Genomic DNA, 15,631 nt, shown 5'->3' on the forward strand with positions numbered 1-15,631 from the left:
GAACATTCGTTACAATAAAAGTGTTCATCGGCACGGTTTCGGAGGGGAATGCCATGGCTACAGGTTTGAGTTCGAATAATACGTCGATAGACTTTGTTGCCGCGGAGATTACGGCGGACATTGTCGGAGTGTTCGGGAGGATTACGCGGCAAAAGGCGTACTTGTTACAGCGTATCGGGCAGTTCGACGCGCTTGGTTTGGCGCGCAGAATGGGAGCGTCGACAACAGCGATGTGGCTGATTCAGCGCCTCGGCGTATCGAACACGACCGCCCACGAGTACGTTAAGCTCGCCCGTGCGCTGCGCCTATTTGCCCTGCTCGAACGGGCTTTCGGGGCGGGTGAGGTGTCCTATTCGAAGGTGCGCCTGGTTCTCCCGTACATGACGGAAGGCAACGAGGAAGAGCTTGTGGGCATGGCACGCAGCATGGGTTACCACGAGCTCGAGATCGCGCTTGCAGGCAGACCACGCAACGATGACGGCGAGCGCGAACGCCCGCGGTCCTACGTGAGGATGAACACTCGACCTGATGGAAGGGTGAAGCTCTGGGCCGAGTTCAGCCCCTCGGAGGGGGCGCAAGTGATGGCAGCGCTCAAACTAGGGGAAATCGCGTACTACGACACGGAGGTGCCGGCCGGAGAGCCCACTGAAACGCTCGGGGAGCGGTTGGATGGCATCGTCGATGACCTGGAAAAACGGCCCGAGGTACAGGAGAAGAGGAGGGCAGCCTCTGGGTTCGGGTTGCCGCTGGGGAAGGTCCTGCTGTCCTCGTTCATGGGAATGGTCAATATGGTTCGTGCCCGGCCGAAGAACCCGCTGCGGACCCCGGCGGCGCACGTCAACATCGTTGTGACGTCGGATGGGCGGGCGTTTCTACCCAATAACTCGGGGGCGGGTGCGCAGTCGGTGGCGAACCTTGTGGCAAACGGGCTGATGAGGGTCAATACCGTCGACGAAACCGGCCTCGTGCTCAACACCGGGCGGTCCTTCAGGCTCGCCACGGATGCCCAGGTTAACGCGCTCATGGTGATGTGGGGCGGGATGTGCGCCATGCCGGGCTGCACGCACTCACGATTCATGGAGATGCATCACATCCAGGACTGGGCAGACGGGGGCACGACGGATCTGGACAATTTGCTGCCCCTCTGCTCCGCGTGCCACGGCCTTGTTACGGACGGGTGGGCGCGCATCGTCAAAGACAGCGGAGACGTGCACTTCATCCTGGCTAACGGGGCGAGGTTCGTCTCCACGAACCACGGCATACCCGTCCGCTGTGATGACGCCTTGACCCTCGATGAATTCACCAGCGCATGGTCGTCGGCCTAGGCCGACGGGTGCGAAAGGTAGGTTGGGAGCCATGAGAGTCTTCCTCGTCGACGATCATTCCGTCTTCCGCGCCGGCGTCCGCGCGGAACTTTCAGACAAAGTTGACGTCGTGGGGGAGGCAGGAAACGTCGCAGCGGCCATCCGTGGCATCGACGAGCTAAAGCCGGACGTGGCTCTTCTCGACGTCCACATGCCCGACGGGGGCGGCCTAGCGGTGATCCGCGGCGTGACGGCGCCCACGACCTTTCTGGCCCTGTCCGTTTCCGACGCGGCGGAAGACGTCATCGCACTGATCCGCGCCGGGGCCCGAGGGTACGTGACGAAGAACATCGACGGCGGCGAGTTGGCGGAGGCAATCGGCCGTGTCCACGGCGGGGATGCGTACTTCTCGCCCCGGCTGGCGGGATTCGTACTCGACGCGTTCGCGGCGGGTGGTGTAGTGGACGACCCGGAGGGGGAGCCCGTCAAGATTGAGGACCCGGTGGTGGATGCATTGACGCGGCGGGAGCTAGAGGTGTTGCGGTTGCTGGCTCGTGGGTATACGTACAAGGAGATCGGGAAGCAGCTGTTTATCTCGGTGAAGACGGTGGAAACGCACGCGTCGAATATCTTGCGCAAAACGCAAACCTCGAATCGTCATCAGCTCACGCGGTGGGCCGCCGACAGGTCCCTAGATTAGAATATATGTTTGACCTTTAGTGTTGCCCCTGTCGGGGGTGGCGGGCATACTTGGGGTGTGAGCAGAACACCCATTCGATCCCGGCAGGGAGTGGCCGAGGAATCGCGCCCTCTGAGCAGGGCGGAACAGATCGACCAGCTCCGCTCACGCATGGCTGCACTGGGCGGTGGCCCGGTGCCGTCCGAGGAGGAAGACGCGGGCACCGTGATTGTCGGGGGCCCACTTCGAACACTTCTGCCATACGGTGGTCTGCCCCGTCAAGCGGTCACGCATGTCAGTGACACCCCAGCGCTCATCGTGGAAATTCTCGACCGCGTCGCCGGTACGGGCGGTTTTGCCGGGGTGGTGGGTTGGCCGCAGTTGTCTTACGCCGGAGTGGGGGAGGGCAACCTGGAACGGGTGGTGGCGGTGCCGGACCCAGGCCTTGACGCGGTCACGGTGGCCGGGGTGCTGGCGGAGGGGCTTGACCTCGTCGTCATGCGGACGGCCCAGCATGTGGACTTGTCACCGGTGCGGGCGCGGCCCCTTCTGGCCCGGTTGCGCACGGGGCGCGCGGCGCTTGTCACCGTGGGGGCGTCCGTCCCATCCCCAGCTGCCACGGTGACGGGAGAGATCGTGGACGTCCACGGCGTGGGCCGCGGGGTGGGGCGGATCGCGGCCATTGATATCCGTGTCCGTGTGGAGGCCAAGGGCGCGCGCCCGGCTTCCCGCGTGATCACGCTGGGTACGCCGCTGCAGCGCCCGGGACTGCGGGTGGTGACGTAGCTGTGCGCGTCGCCGCAGTGTGGTTCCCGGACTGGCCCATACAGGCCGCCAGGTTAGACGCGGACGATGAGCTGAAAGATCCGATCGCGGTTGTGGCCCACCATAGGGTGAAGTCGTGTTCGCATGCGGCGCGCTCCCTCGGGGTGCGCCGGGGCATGAAGGTCCGCCACGCGCAGGCGCTCCTACCGGAACTGACGGTAGTGGAGGACAACCCCGATCGGGATGGCCGCATGTTTGCTGCGTTGGCCGGAAGTTTCGACGACGTAGCGGCGTCGGTTGAGGTGCTGCGCCCAGGGCTGGTGGCCGTCGACGTGGCGGCGGCCGGCGCGTTCCATGGCGGGGAGGGCACGGCCACGGAGATGCTTGTCGACGCCGCAGCGCGACGCGGCATCGACGCGCTTGTGGGAGTAGCCGACGAGATGTCCACCGCCGTCATCGCATCCCGAGCGTCCGCGGTCGTGGCACCTGGGGGTTCCCGCGCGTTCCTCGCTGCTCAACCCCTGCGGGTGCTGGTGGCGGAGGATGCGCTGGGGGCGGAGCCGCAGACGGTGAGCGCGCTGGGGCAATTGGGAATCGCCACATTGGGGGATGTCGCCGAGATCCCCTCCACCGCGATGTCCACACGCTTTGGCACCCCGGGGATGCACATCCACCGTATAGCCCGGGCTGCCCCGGACCGCCGCGTAGCTCCTGAGCTGCCGGTAGCAGACCTCGCCGTGGCCATCACCCCAGAGGAACCGATCGAGCGGGTGGATACCGCCGCCTTTGCAGCCCGCGCGCTCGCCGCCGGCCTACACGCGAAGTTGAAGGGGGCGGGCAGCAACTGCCTGCGCTTGAAGGTGATCGCCGAGCTGACAGATGGCGCCCGTGTGGAGCGGGTCTGGCGCACTCGGGAGGCGCTGACGGAAACTGCTACAGCGGACCGTGTGCGGTGGCAGTTGGACGGTTGGTTGAGCAGCGGCGGGGCGGGCGCGATCGCGTCGCTGATCCTGGAGCCCGTTGAGCTGGCGGCGCCGGAGACGGTGGGGGAGCTATGGTCTTCGGGGGCGAGCCGGGACGAGGCGCGCCGGGTGGTGGAGCGGGTTCAGTCCCAGCTGGGTATTGATGCGGTGGTGCAGCCACACCTCGTCGGTGGGCGGGGTGTCGCAGAACGCATCGAGCTGGTGCCTTACGGGGAGAGCCCGCGCAAGGTCGAGGCTGCGCCGTGGCCAGGGGCGATCCCAGCCCCGCTGCCGGCGCGCCTCGGCGGGGGGATCGACCACCCCGCCTCCCGGATCATTCTTATCGACGCCACAGGCGCCGCCGTCGGAGTCACCGCCGAGACCCTGCTTACTGCCGAGCCGTACGGCCTGGCGTGGGGGGAGAAGCGCTACCTGGTGACTGCCTGGGCGGGCCCCTGGCCCGCGGACGAGGGCTGGTGGGGGCAGCGGCCGAATCGGGTGGCGCGGCTGCAGGTCGTCGCTAAGAAAGAAAAAGGCGGGGTGAGCGCATGGCTCCTGGCGTGGTCGAGGGGGAGGTGGGCGGTCGAGGCTGTGTACTAGGGTGGGGTGTCGTGTATTGCTCCGACGTCGAGGTTGAACCCCTGCCCGGGACCGCCAAACAGGGCGGGGTCTACGTCCTGTTCGAGTGGCCGGGGTCGTGGAGCCACGATGTGTTGGACGGGGACACGCTCGGCCCCGAGCTGTCGGCTCGAATCAAGGCGCATCTGCAGAAGTGGGGGGCGTCCCTCCAGCTCATCCGGCACTCCACGCGCGAGGGGCGTCAAATCGACGACCACCACCTCTATATCGTGCACACTGAGATCGGGCTGACGGAGGTCAAGCATGTCCGCGGGCCCGAGGCCATCTTGGAGCTCGACCTGGGGGGTCCGGGGCGCAACGATGCCATGGCGCGGCTCGCGCCCTTGGTCTTGGTGTGTACCCACGGCAAACGCGACCGTTGCTGCGCGATGAAGGGCCGCCCCCTGATCAACGAGCTCAACGGGCGCTACCCCTTCAACGCCGGTCACGACGTGGTGTGGGAGACGTCCCACCTCAAGGGGCACCGCTTCGCCGCCACGCTGATGCTCATGCCCTGGGGCTACAGCTTCGGGCGCATGAACCTCGAGGCCACCGAGGCGCTGATTAGCGACGCCATGCGCGCGCTCTACTTCGTCCCGGGCAACCGGGGGCGCGGTACCTTCTCGCCCCCCGCGCAGGCGGCGGAGGTGGCTGTTGCGGCGCATCTCGCTCGGGGCGGGGTGCGGGTGCAGTACGGCCAGCTCGAGATCGACTCCGAGGCGGTGGAGGGGGATGCTGCCACTATCGTCGTGCGCAACCGCGAGACGGGGCAGCGCTACGCGGTGGCGTTGCAGCAGCGGGAGGTCGCGGGCGTGGTCTCCTCCTGCGGCGACGCGCCGAAGAACGGCAGGGTGTGGGAGGTCCTAGAGGTAAGCGCTTAGGGCATCTTCCACCGAGCTGATCACGTGGTCCGTGTCCGCGCGCACCTCTGCGGGGGAGTGGGCGAAGCTGTGGGAGACGTCGGCGATGCGGTGCATGGAGAGGTCGTTCCAGGAGTCGCCGAAGGTGTACAGCTTGATTGACTCACGGGGCAGCTGGAGGACGTCGAGAAGTTCGCTGATGCCCGCACCCTTAGACCGGCCCGGTGCCATGATGTCGATGTAATCCTGATTGCGCGCCACGCTTACCCCGTCCAGCTCGACTGCCCACGCGGCGACCTCGTCGCGCAGGGTGGGGTCACCGGGTACCCAGAGGGGGACGACAGCGAAGTCGTGCCGCGGGATGTCCTCGCGCGTCATCGGGGTGAAATGGGCGGTGAACTCACTGAGCGCGCCGGTGTTGTTGGCAAACACGCCGTCGATGTCGCCGATGGTGGTGCCGAAGACAGCCACCCCCGCGCGGTCGCTAAACTCGGTGATGGCGTGGTCGAGCACCGTGGCGTCGAGAAGATGGGCGAAGAGCAGCTCACCACTTGACGACGTCCCCGAGCCGCCATTGGATAAGACGTTGTAGTCGAACGCGAGCCGGGAACCGCGCATGCCGTGCGCGAGGGCGCTGCGGGAGCGCCCCGTGGCCGAAATGGCCGAGGGTTCCGTCGAAGTCGAACGCGGCGATTTTCACGCGCCCCACACTAGCGCCTAGCGGCGCATCACCTTCTTCGACAGCCAGTTGCCTAGGAATTGGGCCAGTTGGACGATGACGACGATGACGATGACCGCGGCGAAGGTCACCGCCGGCTGGAACTGGCGGTAGCCGTAGACGATGGCGAAGTCACCCAAGCCACCACCGCCGATGTAACCGGCCATCGCGGACATGTCGATCACGGCGATGAAGATGAACGTGTAACCCAGAATGAGCGGGCCCAGCGCCTCGGGGAGGATGACGGTGCGGATGATGTGCCACGGTCCGGCGCCCATCGAGCGCGCCGCCTCGATGACACCGGGGTCGATCGCCACGAGGTTTTGCTCGACGATGCGGGCCACGGTGAACGTCGCCGAGAAACACATCACGAAGGTCGCGGCGCTGCGACCGATCGTCGTGCCGACCACGCTCAGCGTGATGGGGTAGAGCATGGCGATCATGATGATGAACGGGATGGGACGGAAGAAGTTCACCAGGACGTTGATTATCCAGTAGAAGGCGCTGTTTTTCAGAATGCCGTTCGGGCGGGTCGTGTAGAGCAACACGCCCAGCACGAGGCCGAAGAAACCGCCGACGACCATGGTGATAGCCACCATGAACATGGTATCGCCGATGGATTCGATGAACGTCGGCCCCAGCCGGTCCCAGTTGGGGCTGCCGGCGGCGAGGATTGTCTCGGTCATCGCGTGATCTCCTCGATCTCGGTGGTTTTCTGCAGCTCGCGCAGGAACTCATTGATGGCGGCGTCGTCGCCGTTGAGGCGCACCGTCATCTTGCCGAAGGAATGGTTTTGCAGGGTAGTGATGCCGGCGTGCACCGGCAGCACGTTCACGCCTAGCTCGCGCAGGCGGGAGGCGGCCGCGAAGAACCCCGAGTTCTCGCGCAGGTCGACGGTAAAGAGCCGGCCAGGCTGGGCGCGCAGATCGCGGGTTTCCACCTCGTCCGGGGTGTTGCGCAGGCTGGTGGACACGAAGCGCTGCGCCACGCGGGTGCGGGGGTTAGAAAAGACCTCGTAGGTCGAGCCGTACTCGACCACTTGGCCGTTTTCCATCACCGCGACCTTGTCGGCGATGGCGCGGATCACCTCCATTTCGTGGGTGATCACCACGATCGTGATGCCGAACTCCTCGTTCGCCCGGCGCAGCACGCCAAGCACCTCGTGCGTCGTCTCCGGGTCGAGGGCGGAGGTGGCTTCGTCGGCGAGCAGGAGAGAGGGGTTGGTGGCCAGCGCGCGAGCAATGCCGACGCGCTGCTTCTGGCCGCCGGACAGCTGCTCGGGGTAGCTCGAGCCCCGGTCGGCGAGGCCGACGAAGTCGAGCAACTCCGCGACGCGTGCCGTGCGCTGCTCCTTCGGCATGCCCGCCAACTCCAGCGGGTAGGCGATGTTGCCGGCGGCTGTGCGCGACTGCAGAAGGTTGAACTGCTGGAAGATCATTCCCACGTTGCGACGGATTCCCCGCAGCTTCGCCTCGCTCATGCCGGCGACGTCGGTGCCGTCGAGAAGCAACTGCCCCCCCGTTGGCTTGTCGAGGCCGTTGATGAGGCGCACGAGGGTTGACTTGCCGGCGCCCGAGTATCCGATGACGCCGAGGATCTCCCCCGGTTCCACAGTGAGCGTGACACCGTCGACGGCGGTGACGGTGCGCCTACCGGTGGTGAAAACCTTCGAGACCTCCCGGAACTCAACCCGGGTGCCGGTACCGGTCATTACTTGTAGTCCTCCACAAGGCGGTCAAGGATGGAATTGAGCTCCTCCTTGGAGCGCTTCACCTGGACGGCGGTGCCGCTGGAGTCCTCGTTGAGGGCCGCCGTGACTTCGTCGGACTGCCAGGCGTCGACAAGCTTGGCGTAGGTCTCGTTGTCGACGTCATCTGCGCGAACGGTGAAGACGTTGATGTAGGGCTCAGCGAGCTCGGAGTTCGGGTCGTCGGCGGCAACTGAGCTACCCGGGTCGATCCCGGCGCGCTCCAACCAGTTGTTGTTGATGATCGCGGGGCGGCCCTCGTTGTAGGCCGAGGGGGTTTGCGAGGCGTCCACGGCGACAACGGAGACCTTCGACGCCGAGGCGTCGATGTCGGCCGGCGTCGGCGTGAGCTGCGGCGCGCCCGGATGCAGGGTGACGAGTCCGGCCTGGACCAGCACGTTGATGGCGCGGCCCTGGTTCGACGGGTCGTTGGGGATGGCGACCTGCTGGCCGTCGATACCGTCGAGGCTGGTGTGATCCTTCCAGAACAGGCCGAGAATGTTGATTTCGCCCGAGCCAATGATGCGCAGGTTCTTGCCGGAGGAGGCGTTGTACTGCGCGAGGTAGTTGATCGTCTGGAACTTCGAGACGTCAATCTGGCTTTCGTCGAGCGCCGGGTTGACCGTCGGGTACTCGGAGAAGCGGACGATGTCCAGTTTGACGCCCTCCTCCTTTGCCTTGTCCTCGAAGGCGGTCCACGCTTTCTGGTCGGCGTCGGTGGTGCCGATCTTCACGGTGACGTTCTGGCCGTCGCTGGAGGAGTCGCTTGAGCAGGCGGTCAAGCCACCGGCGGCGATGGTGGCGGCAGCGGCCGCAGCAATAAGGCGGTTGATGTGCATAGGAAGTTCCTTTACTTAGCTGTTCTGCAGGCGGTCGAGGATGGCGTTGAGCTCGTCCTTGTCGCGCTCAACCGGGACGGAGGTGCCCTTTGAATCCTTGGCGACGGCCTCTGTGACCGCTGGGTTGTGCCAAATTTCAACGAGCTTGTTCAAGGTTTCGTTGCCTACATCATCGGCGCGGACCGCGAAGACGTTGATGTAGGGCTCGGCCTGCGTTGAGTTCGGGTCGTCCTGGAAGACGGCCAGGGAAGGCTCGATGCCGGCGCGGTCCAGCCAGGTGTTGTTGATGATCGCCGGGCGGCCCTCGTTGTAAGCGGAGGGTGTCTGGGAGGCGTCGACTGGGACGATCTTTACCTTTGAGGCCGGCTGGTCGATGTCCGCAGGCGAAGGCGTAAGCGTATCCGCAACGCCGTCCTTGAGCGTGACCAGGTTCGCCTGCGCGAGGACGTTGATGGCGCGGCCCTGGTTCGACGGGTCGTTCGGCACGGCTACTTCTTGGCCCTCGATGCCGTCGAGGCTGGTGTGGTCCTTCCAGAACAAGGCCAGCGGCACGATCTCGGTGGAGCCCACGATGCGCAGGTTCTTGCCCGAGCTCTTGTTGTACGCCGCGAGGTACTTGATGTGCTGGAACTTATTCACGTCCAGCTCACCCTGCGCGAGTGCCTCGTTGACGGGCGCGTAATCGGAGAAGGACACGATGTCGAGTTTGATGCCCTGGTCAGCCGCGAGGTCGGAGAAGACGGACCACGCCTCTTGGTCGGCGTCGGTGGTGCCGATCTTGATTGTGGTGGTGCCGTCGGCCGCCGTGGTGGGTCCGGTGCTGGCTGACTCGCCGGAGCAAGCGACGAGGCTGCCCGCGGCGATGCCGGCGGCGGCGATGGTGGCGATCACGCGGTTGAGGCGCATGAGGGCTCCTTCGTATCGTGGGTACTGTTTCGGAATTTGAATTTATCACTGCCTGTACCGCTTAGTCTATTTTCTGCACTGGCGGGTCTGTACTGCGTCGGTTTTTGGGTGCTTTGGTAGTGGGGTGGGCCTCGGCGGGAAGCTGCCCACCCACGGAAAAAGACCCCGGAGGGCAGCTCTGAAAGCGAGCCGCCTGGACCGCTGCCGCAGCCACGACGGCATTGCGGCATCCGGACGCCCCGAACTTGCCCCGAGTTGAGGGGGGCACCTGCAGGTTGACCTGCCCGGGTTTGGAAAGAATGGAAAACACATTCGAATACTGCTACCCTCACCCCCATGAGGTTCAACGGTGGGGTGCCGCTGTCGTGGTCGCGGATGGAGCGCATCCTCTCCGGCCGCCCCGGGCCGGTGCCGGTGCCGGTGGAGCACACGCGTCCGGGGGTCGGCATCGCCGCGCAGCGCCCCGCCGTGGCGCCCTTCGCCGAGCTGCACGCGGTGTCGTCGTATAGCTTCCTCGGCGGGGCGAGCGAGCCGGAGGAGATGGTGCGACGGGTGAAAGAACTCGGCGTCGAGACGCTTGCGCTGCTGGACAGGGACGGTTTTTACGGCGCGGTGAAGTTTGCGGAGGCCGCCGCGGAGTATCGCGTCAATACGGTCTTTGGGGCGGAGCTTACCCTGGACGAACAGGTCCTCCCGGTGCTGGCCAAGGGGCCGGAGGGGTACCGGCGTCTCTCCCACCTCATCGCCGCGGCGCGCATGGCGACGAGGGAGAAGGGGGCTGTAGCCTACCCGCCGCTAGAGCTTATCGCCGACCGGCTTGGCGGCACCTGCATCGTGCTGGCGGGGTGGCGGTGGGTGGGCGAGATCGATCGCCTGGTCGAACTCTTTGGCGATAACGTAGTGCGCGAGTACGAGGTGTCGATGACGCCGGAGGACGCCGACCACCACGCGGCGCTCGATCGCTTCCCACACGTGCCGGCGATTGTCACGGCGGCCCCGGGGGCGTCGACACGCGAAGCCGCGCGCCTGGCGGCGGCGAAGCGTGCGCTGGCCAGGCGCGATTCTCTTGGCGCCGCCCACCCGCACCTCCACCCGATGGGCGCGAACTGGCTGCGCTCCGCCGAGCAGATAGAGCGGATGCTGCCCGGGGCGCGCGACAAGATCGACACCGCGCTGGAGATCGGCGAGCAGTGCGCCTTCACCCTCAACCTCGTCGCCCCGAACCTGCCGCGCTTTCCCACACCGCGCGGCTTTGATGAGATGAGCTGGCTGCGCCGCATCACGCGCGCGGGCGCGGAGATCCGCTACGCCACCCGGCCGGCAGACATCCGCGACAAGGCGATGGCACAGATCGACTACGAGCTCGGCGTGATTGAGGAGCTGAACTTTCCCGGTTACTTCCTCATCGTCCACGACATCGTCGACTTCTGTCGCCGGGAAAACATTCTCTGCCAGGGGAGGGGCTCGGCGGCGAACTCGGCGGTATGCTTCGCGCTCGGCATTACCAACGCGGAGCCGATCAGCGCCGGTCTGCTCTTCGAGCGCTTCCTCTCCCCGGATCGTGACGGCCCGCCCGACATCGACCTCGACATCGAATCGGGGCGGCGCGAAGAGGTGATCCAGTATGTCTACGAGCGCTACGGGCGCGACAACGCCGCGCAGGTAGCCAACGTGATCACCTACCGCACGAAGGGGGCGATCCGCGACGCCGCCCGCGCACTCGGTTACGCCCAGGGAGCGGCGGACTCCTGGTCGAAGGGGATCAGTGACCCTCCGGAAGCGGTGGCGGCGCTGGCGGCGCAGCTTAAGGGGCAACCCCGCCACCTAGGCATCCACTCCGGCGGAATGGTGATCTGCGACCGTCCCATCGCCGATGTCGTGCCGGTGGAGTGGGCGCGGATGGAGGGCCGCTCGGTGGTGCAGTGGGACAAGGACGACTGCGCCTCGGCGGGCCTGGTGAAGTTCGACCTGCTGGGGCTCGGCATGCTGGAGGCGCTGCACCACATGATCGACCTGGTACGCGACACCACGGGCCGCGAGGTCAACCTGTGGGAGCTCGACGTGACCGACGCGTCGGTCTACGACATGTTGTGCCGCGCCGACGCCGTGGGCGTGTTCCAGGTGGAGTCCCGCGCCCAGCTGTCCACCCTGCCCCGGCTTAAACCGCGCTGCTTCTTCGACCTCGTCGTGGAGGTGGCGCTCATCCGCCCGGGGCCCATCCAGGGCGGGTCCGTCCACCCCTACCTGCGACGACGCGACGGCAGGGAGGCGGTCACCTACGACCACCCGGTGCTGGAGAAGTCGTTGGGCAAGACGCTTGGTGTGCCGTTATTCCAGGAGCAGCTCATGCAGATCGCCGTGGACGCGGCCGGGTTTAGCGGGCGGGAGGCCGATTCGCTGCGGCGCGCGATGGGGTCGAAGCGTTCCCCCGCCAAGATGGCGGCGCTCAAGGCGCGCTTTTTCGACGGGTGCTGGGAGACGAACCAGATTGACGAGGCGACGGCCGAGAAACTGTGGGTAAAGATCGTGGCCTTCGCCGCCTACGGTTTCCCCGAATCGCACTCCCAGTCCTTCGCCTCGCTGGTGTTCTTCTCGGCGTGGTTCAAGCGCTACTACCCGGCGCAGTTCTGCGTCGGCCTGCTGCGTGCGCAACCGATGGGGTTTTATTCCCCGCAATCGCTCATCCAGGATGCCCGCCGCCACGGCATTCGGGTGTTGCCGGTTAGCGTGAACGAGTCCGGCACAGAGGCCCGCTGCGTCGATAGCGCCACGATTCGGGTCGGGCTGAACCTGGTGAAGGGACTGGGGGAGGACGCCGCCGACCGGATCGAGGCGGCGCAGCCGTTTTCGGGTATCCCGGACCTCGCGCGCCGGGCGGAGCTGAGCGTGGAGCACGTCGAGGCGCTGGCTCGTGCGGGGGCGGTGGAGTGCTTTGGCGTGGACCGTCGCCAAGCATTATGGCAAGCGGGCGTCGCCGCGACCGAGCGTGAGGGCATGCTGCCGGGGCTGAGCGCGATCGCGGCGCCCGCCTTACCCGGCATGAACGCCTTCGAACTGATGGCGGCCGACATCACGGCGACGGGAGTCACGCACGACGCCCAGCCGATGGAACTCGTGCGGGGAGCATTGCTTGCCAGCGGTATCTGCACCGCCGCTGACCTTTCCCGGGTGGAAGACGGGACGCGCGTGCGCGTGGCCGGCGTGGTCACGCACAGGCAGCGGCCGCAGACGGCCTCCGGGGTGACGTTTTTCGGCATGGAGGACGAGACAGGATTGATCAACGTGGTGGTCTCGCCCGGATTGTGGAACCGGCACAAGGTGCTCGCGCGGACGGCCAAAGCCCTGATCGTGCGCGGGATTGTGCAGAACGAAACCGGTGCGGTCAACGTCGTCGCCGACAAGTTCGAACCGCTGGAGATGGGGGAGTGGCTGTCACGGGGGTCGCGAGATTTTCACTAAGTCACACACCCCCGGCAAAACCCAGCTGCCGCCACGCCTCGTACACCGCGATCGATGCGGAGTTGGCCAGGTTCATCGACCGGCGCGCGGGCAGCATGGGGATGCGCACACGCTGCGTCACGCGCGGGTGGTGGGGGTGCTCGTGCGGCAGGCCGGTCGGCTCGGTGCCAAAGAGCAGGGCGTCGCCGTCGCGGTAGGCCACGTCGTGGTAGTGGGCGGTTGTGTGCGTCGTAAAGGCGAAGATGCGGGACTCGGGCAGCGCCTCGAAGCAGGCGTCGAGGTCGGGGTGGACGACTACATCTGCGAGGTCGTGGTAGTCCAGGCCCGCGCGGCGCAGGTGCTTTTCCTCCATGGTGAAGCCGAGGGGCTCAACGAGGTGAAGCACCGCGCCGGTGACCGCTGCGAGGCGGATCGCGTTGCCGGTGTTCGAGGGAATGACGGGGTTGTCAAAGATGACATGCAGGGCACACACGATGGGAGAGTTTAGAATCGGGTGCGTGACTGCGATCAAACTGGACGGAAATCTGTACCGCGAGGAAATCTTCGCCGACCTTGAGCGCCGCGTCCAGGCGCTGAAGGAGCGCGGCATCACGCCGGGCCTGGCTACGGTCCTCGTGGGGGAGGACCCTGCCAGTCAGAACTACGTGCGCATGAAGCATCGCGACTGCGCGCAGCTCGGCATCGCGTCGATCATGAAGGAGCTGCCCGGGGACGCGACGCAGGAGCAGCTGGATTCGCTTATCGACGAGCTCAACCACGACCCGGCTGTCACCGGCTACATCGTCCAGCTCCCTCTGCCGAAGCACCTCGACGAGAACCGCGTCCTTGAACTCATCGACCCGGCCAAGGACGCCGACGGGCTCCACCCGGTCAACCTGGGCAAACTCGTACTAGGTGAGCCCGCGCCGCTGCCCTGCACCCCGCACGGGTCACTGCAGCTCTTGGAGCGTTTCGGAGTGGAACTCAACGGGGCGATCGTGTGCGTGGTGGGCAGGGGAGTGACCGTCGGAAGGCCGATGTCGCTCATGCTGACCGTGAAGTCGGTCAACGCGACGGCCGTGTTGTGCCACACCGGGACCAAGGACCTCGCGGCTGAGACGCGCCGGGCCGACGTGGTCATCGCCGCGGCGGGACGGCCCCACATGATCACCGCGGACATGGTGAAGGAGGGGGCGGCGGTACTCGACGTCGGGGTCTCCCGCGTCGACGGAACAACAGTTGGCGACGTCGCCCCCGACGTCTGGGAGAAAGCCGGCTGGGTCTCCCCGAACCCCGGCGGGGTCGGTCCGATGACGCGGACTTTCCTCGTCCGTAACATCGTCGAGCGGGCGGAGCAGCTTGCCTAGCCTGGATAACCCCCACGACGCGGGCGTGCCCCCGTCGCCCCTGCCGATGTGGGCGCAGCGCGCACTGCTGGGGGTGTTCCTCGCCGGGTTTTTCCTCTCGGGTGTGTATGCCGCCACCGAGCACTGGAGGCGCGCCACCTTCACCCTCGGCGCTGCCCTGCTGTGGCTCGCGGGTTTGCGATGGGCGTGTGATTCCCAGGTGATCGGGCTGTTCGCCGTGCGCTCTCGCCGCTTCGACGCCGCGTTTTGTACGGTTATCGGCTTGGGAATGATGGTCCTGGCGTGGTCGGTGGACTCGCTGGGGTCTTAGATGTCGTAGAAGCCGCGGGTGGCGGCGGCGTCGTGAGGCGAGGGTGTCTGCTCGGTCAAGGCCATGAAACGACGCAGGATGAGGTCCATCTGGCGGGCCTCGACGAGGAATGCGTCGTGGCCGACGGGGCTGGACAGCTTGGCCATGGCCATGAGGTTGCCCAGGTTCCGGGAGAGGTGCTCCTGCTGATGGTAAGGGTAGAGGATGTCGGTGTCCACGCCCACGATCATCGTCGGCACCGTCGAGCTGGCCAGCGCCTTGTTCAACCCCCCGCGCCCGCGCCCGACATCATGGCGGTTGAGCGTTTCCGTGAGCGACACGTAGGCCCCGGCATCGAACCTCTCGACGAGCTTGCGCCCCTGGTGGTCGAGGTAGCTCTGCACCGCGAAGCGCTGCTCGTCGCTCCGGTACGGTCCGAGGGGGTCCTCGCCAGGCTGGGAGGAGGTGCCGAATCGCTCGTCGATTTCGAGTTCGCCGCGGTACGTCAGGTGCGCGATGCGGCGCGCGGCGGCGAGACCCGCATCGGGGGAGCATCCGGTGCCGTAGTAGTCGCCGCCGTGCCAGTTCGGGTCGCGCGTGATCGCGGAGAGCTGCGCCGTCTGAATCCCGATCTGCCACGCGCTCGCGCGGGCCGACACCGCGAGCACGCAAGCGTAACTGACGGCTTCGGGGTACATGAGCGTCCACTCCAGGGTGCGCGCCCCGCCCATCGACCCGCCGAGGATCGAATGCACGTGGCTGATGCCCAGCTTGTTCAAAAAGACGCGCTCGGCGTGAACCTGGTCGCGGATAGAGATGGCGGGGAAGCGTGACCCCCACGCGCCCCCGTCGGGGTGCCGGCTTGCCGGGCCCGTCGAGCCGTAGCAGCTGCCCAGCGCGTTCGTGCAGATCACGCACCACCGGTCGGTATCGAGCGCCTGGCCCGGCCCGATCACCTCGCACCACCACTCGGCGGCGTTGGTGTCACCAGTCAGGGCATGCTCGACGAGCATGATGTTGTTCTCCCCGTGGGGGTCACCGCGCAGCTCGCCCCACTGCTCGTACGCGATGGTCGTATCGCGTACGAGCGCACCCGCCTCTGTGGACAGGTCCCCAATGTCGACGTGCTGAACGGCCAC

General features: G+C 66.3%; 15 protein-coding genes. 8 read left to right on the forward strand and 7 right to left on the reverse strand.

From position 1 onward, the window contains the following. The first annotated feature begins 53 nt into the window (after positions 1 to 53). Genes CAPI_RS01835 through CAPI_RS01855 form a run of 5 tightly spaced genes read left to right on the forward strand, consistent with a single transcriptional unit; the run spans position 54 to position 5,209 of the window. Positions 54 to 1,325 (forward strand): HNH endonuclease signature motif containing protein, encoded by a 1,272-nt coding sequence (locus CAPI_RS01835; RefSeq protein WP_156806846.1) that lies wholly within the window; start codon positions 54 to 56, stop codon positions 1,323 to 1,325. A gap of 31 nt (positions 1,326 to 1,356) precedes the next feature. Next, positions 1,357 to 2,004 (forward strand): LuxR C-terminal-related transcriptional regulator, encoded by a 648-nt coding sequence (locus tag CAPI_RS01840; protein ID WP_018017573.1) that lies wholly within the window; start codon positions 1,357 to 1,359, stop codon positions 2,002 to 2,004. A gap of 57 nt (positions 2,005 to 2,061) precedes the next feature. Then, a complete protein-coding gene (gene imuA', locus CAPI_RS01845; protein ID WP_245531631.1) occupies positions 2,062 to 2,769 on the forward strand; it encodes a DnaE2-dependent mutagenesis accessory factor ImuA' in 708 nt (235 codons plus the stop codon). A 2-nt stretch (positions 2,770 to 2,771) separates the two neighbouring features. Next, positions 2,772 to 4,310: a DNA polymerase Y family protein gene (locus CAPI_RS01850; protein ID WP_018017575.1), complete on the forward strand. Its 1,539-nt coding sequence runs from the start codon at positions 2,772 to 2,774 to the stop codon at positions 4,308 to 4,310. Positions 4,311 to 4,321: 11 nt separating this feature from the next. Beyond that, positions 4,322 to 5,209 carry a sucrase ferredoxin gene (locus tag CAPI_RS01855; RefSeq protein ID WP_018017576.1) on the forward strand — a complete coding sequence of 296 codons (888 nt, stop codon included), beginning with the start codon at positions 4,322 to 4,324 and terminating at the stop codon, positions 5,207 to 5,209. On the opposite strand, the gene CAPI_RS01860 is transcribed toward CAPI_RS01855, so the two are convergent. From CAPI_RS01860 to CAPI_RS01880, 5 genes are all read right to left on the reverse strand, one after another. After that, on the reverse strand, positions 5,192 to 5,806 hold the full coding sequence (locus tag CAPI_RS01860; RefSeq protein ID WP_018017577.1) for an HAD hydrolase family protein: 615 nt from the start codon (positions 5,804 to 5,806) through the stop codon (positions 5,192 to 5,194). The two genes, CAPI_RS01855 and CAPI_RS01860, sit on opposite strands and share 18 nt — an antisense overlap. Before the next feature lie 99 nt (positions 5,807 to 5,905). Further along, entirely contained in the window at positions 5,906 to 6,592 is a 687-nt protein-coding gene (locus CAPI_RS01865) for a methionine ABC transporter permease (RefSeq protein WP_018017579.1), read from the reverse strand. Beyond that, entirely contained in the window at positions 6,589 to 7,617 is a 1,029-nt protein-coding gene (locus CAPI_RS01870; RefSeq protein ID WP_018017580.1) for a methionine ABC transporter ATP-binding protein, read from the reverse strand. The genes CAPI_RS01865 and CAPI_RS01870 overlap by 4 nt, the downstream gene beginning before the upstream one ends. Beyond that, positions 7,617 to 8,492 (reverse strand): MetQ/NlpA family ABC transporter substrate-binding protein, encoded by an 876-nt coding sequence (locus CAPI_RS01875; RefSeq protein WP_018017581.1) that lies wholly within the window; start codon positions 8,490 to 8,492, stop codon positions 7,617 to 7,619. The genes CAPI_RS01870 and CAPI_RS01875 overlap by 1 nt, the downstream gene beginning before the upstream one ends. A gap of 15 nt (positions 8,493 to 8,507) precedes the next feature. Then, positions 8,508 to 9,398, reverse strand: a complete 891-nt coding sequence (locus tag CAPI_RS01880; protein ID WP_018017582.1) for a MetQ/NlpA family ABC transporter substrate-binding protein — start codon at positions 9,396 to 9,398, stop codon at positions 8,508 to 8,510. A 336-nt stretch (positions 9,399 to 9,734) separates the two neighbouring features. Between CAPI_RS01880 and CAPI_RS01885 the strand changes: the two genes are divergently transcribed. Beyond that, complete coding sequence (locus CAPI_RS01885; RefSeq protein ID WP_018017583.1) at positions 9,735 to 12,857, forward strand: error-prone DNA polymerase; 3,123 nt, start codon at positions 9,735 to 9,737, stop codon at positions 12,855 to 12,857. A gap of 1 nt (position 12,858) precedes the next feature. Here CAPI_RS01885 and CAPI_RS01890 read toward each other — a convergent pair whose 3' ends face one another. After that, positions 12,859 to 13,329, reverse strand: a complete 471-nt coding sequence (locus CAPI_RS01890; RefSeq protein WP_040356769.1) for a tRNA (cytidine(34)-2'-O)-methyltransferase — start codon at positions 13,327 to 13,329, stop codon at positions 12,859 to 12,861. Between the two features lie 25 nt (positions 13,330 to 13,354). Here CAPI_RS01890 and CAPI_RS01895 point away from each other — a divergent pair, with 25 nt between their 5' ends. Beyond that, positions 13,355 to 14,203 carry a bifunctional methylenetetrahydrofolate dehydrogenase/methenyltetrahydrofolate cyclohydrolase gene (locus tag CAPI_RS01895; protein ID WP_018017585.1) on the forward strand — a complete coding sequence of 283 codons (849 nt, stop codon included), beginning with the start codon at positions 13,355 to 13,357 and terminating at the stop codon, positions 14,201 to 14,203. Beyond that, positions 14,196 to 14,513, forward strand: coding sequence for a DUF3017 domain-containing protein (locus CAPI_RS01900; protein ID WP_018017586.1), 318 nt, complete (start codon positions 14,196 to 14,198; stop codon positions 14,511 to 14,513). The genes CAPI_RS01895 and CAPI_RS01900 overlap by 8 nt, the downstream gene beginning before the upstream one ends. Here CAPI_RS01900 and metX read toward each other — a convergent pair. Then, positions 14,510 to 15,631 carry a homoserine O-acetyltransferase MetX gene (metX, locus tag CAPI_RS01905; protein WP_018017587.1) on the reverse strand — a complete coding sequence of 374 codons (1,122 nt, stop codon included), beginning with the start codon at positions 15,629 to 15,631 and terminating at the stop codon, positions 14,510 to 14,512. The genes CAPI_RS01900 and metX overlap by 4 nt on opposite strands.

The organism is Corynebacterium capitovis DSM 44611 (genome assembly GCF_030440535.1).
Lineage (GTDB): Bacteria > Actinomycetota > Actinomycetes > Mycobacteriales > Mycobacteriaceae > Corynebacterium > Corynebacterium capitovis.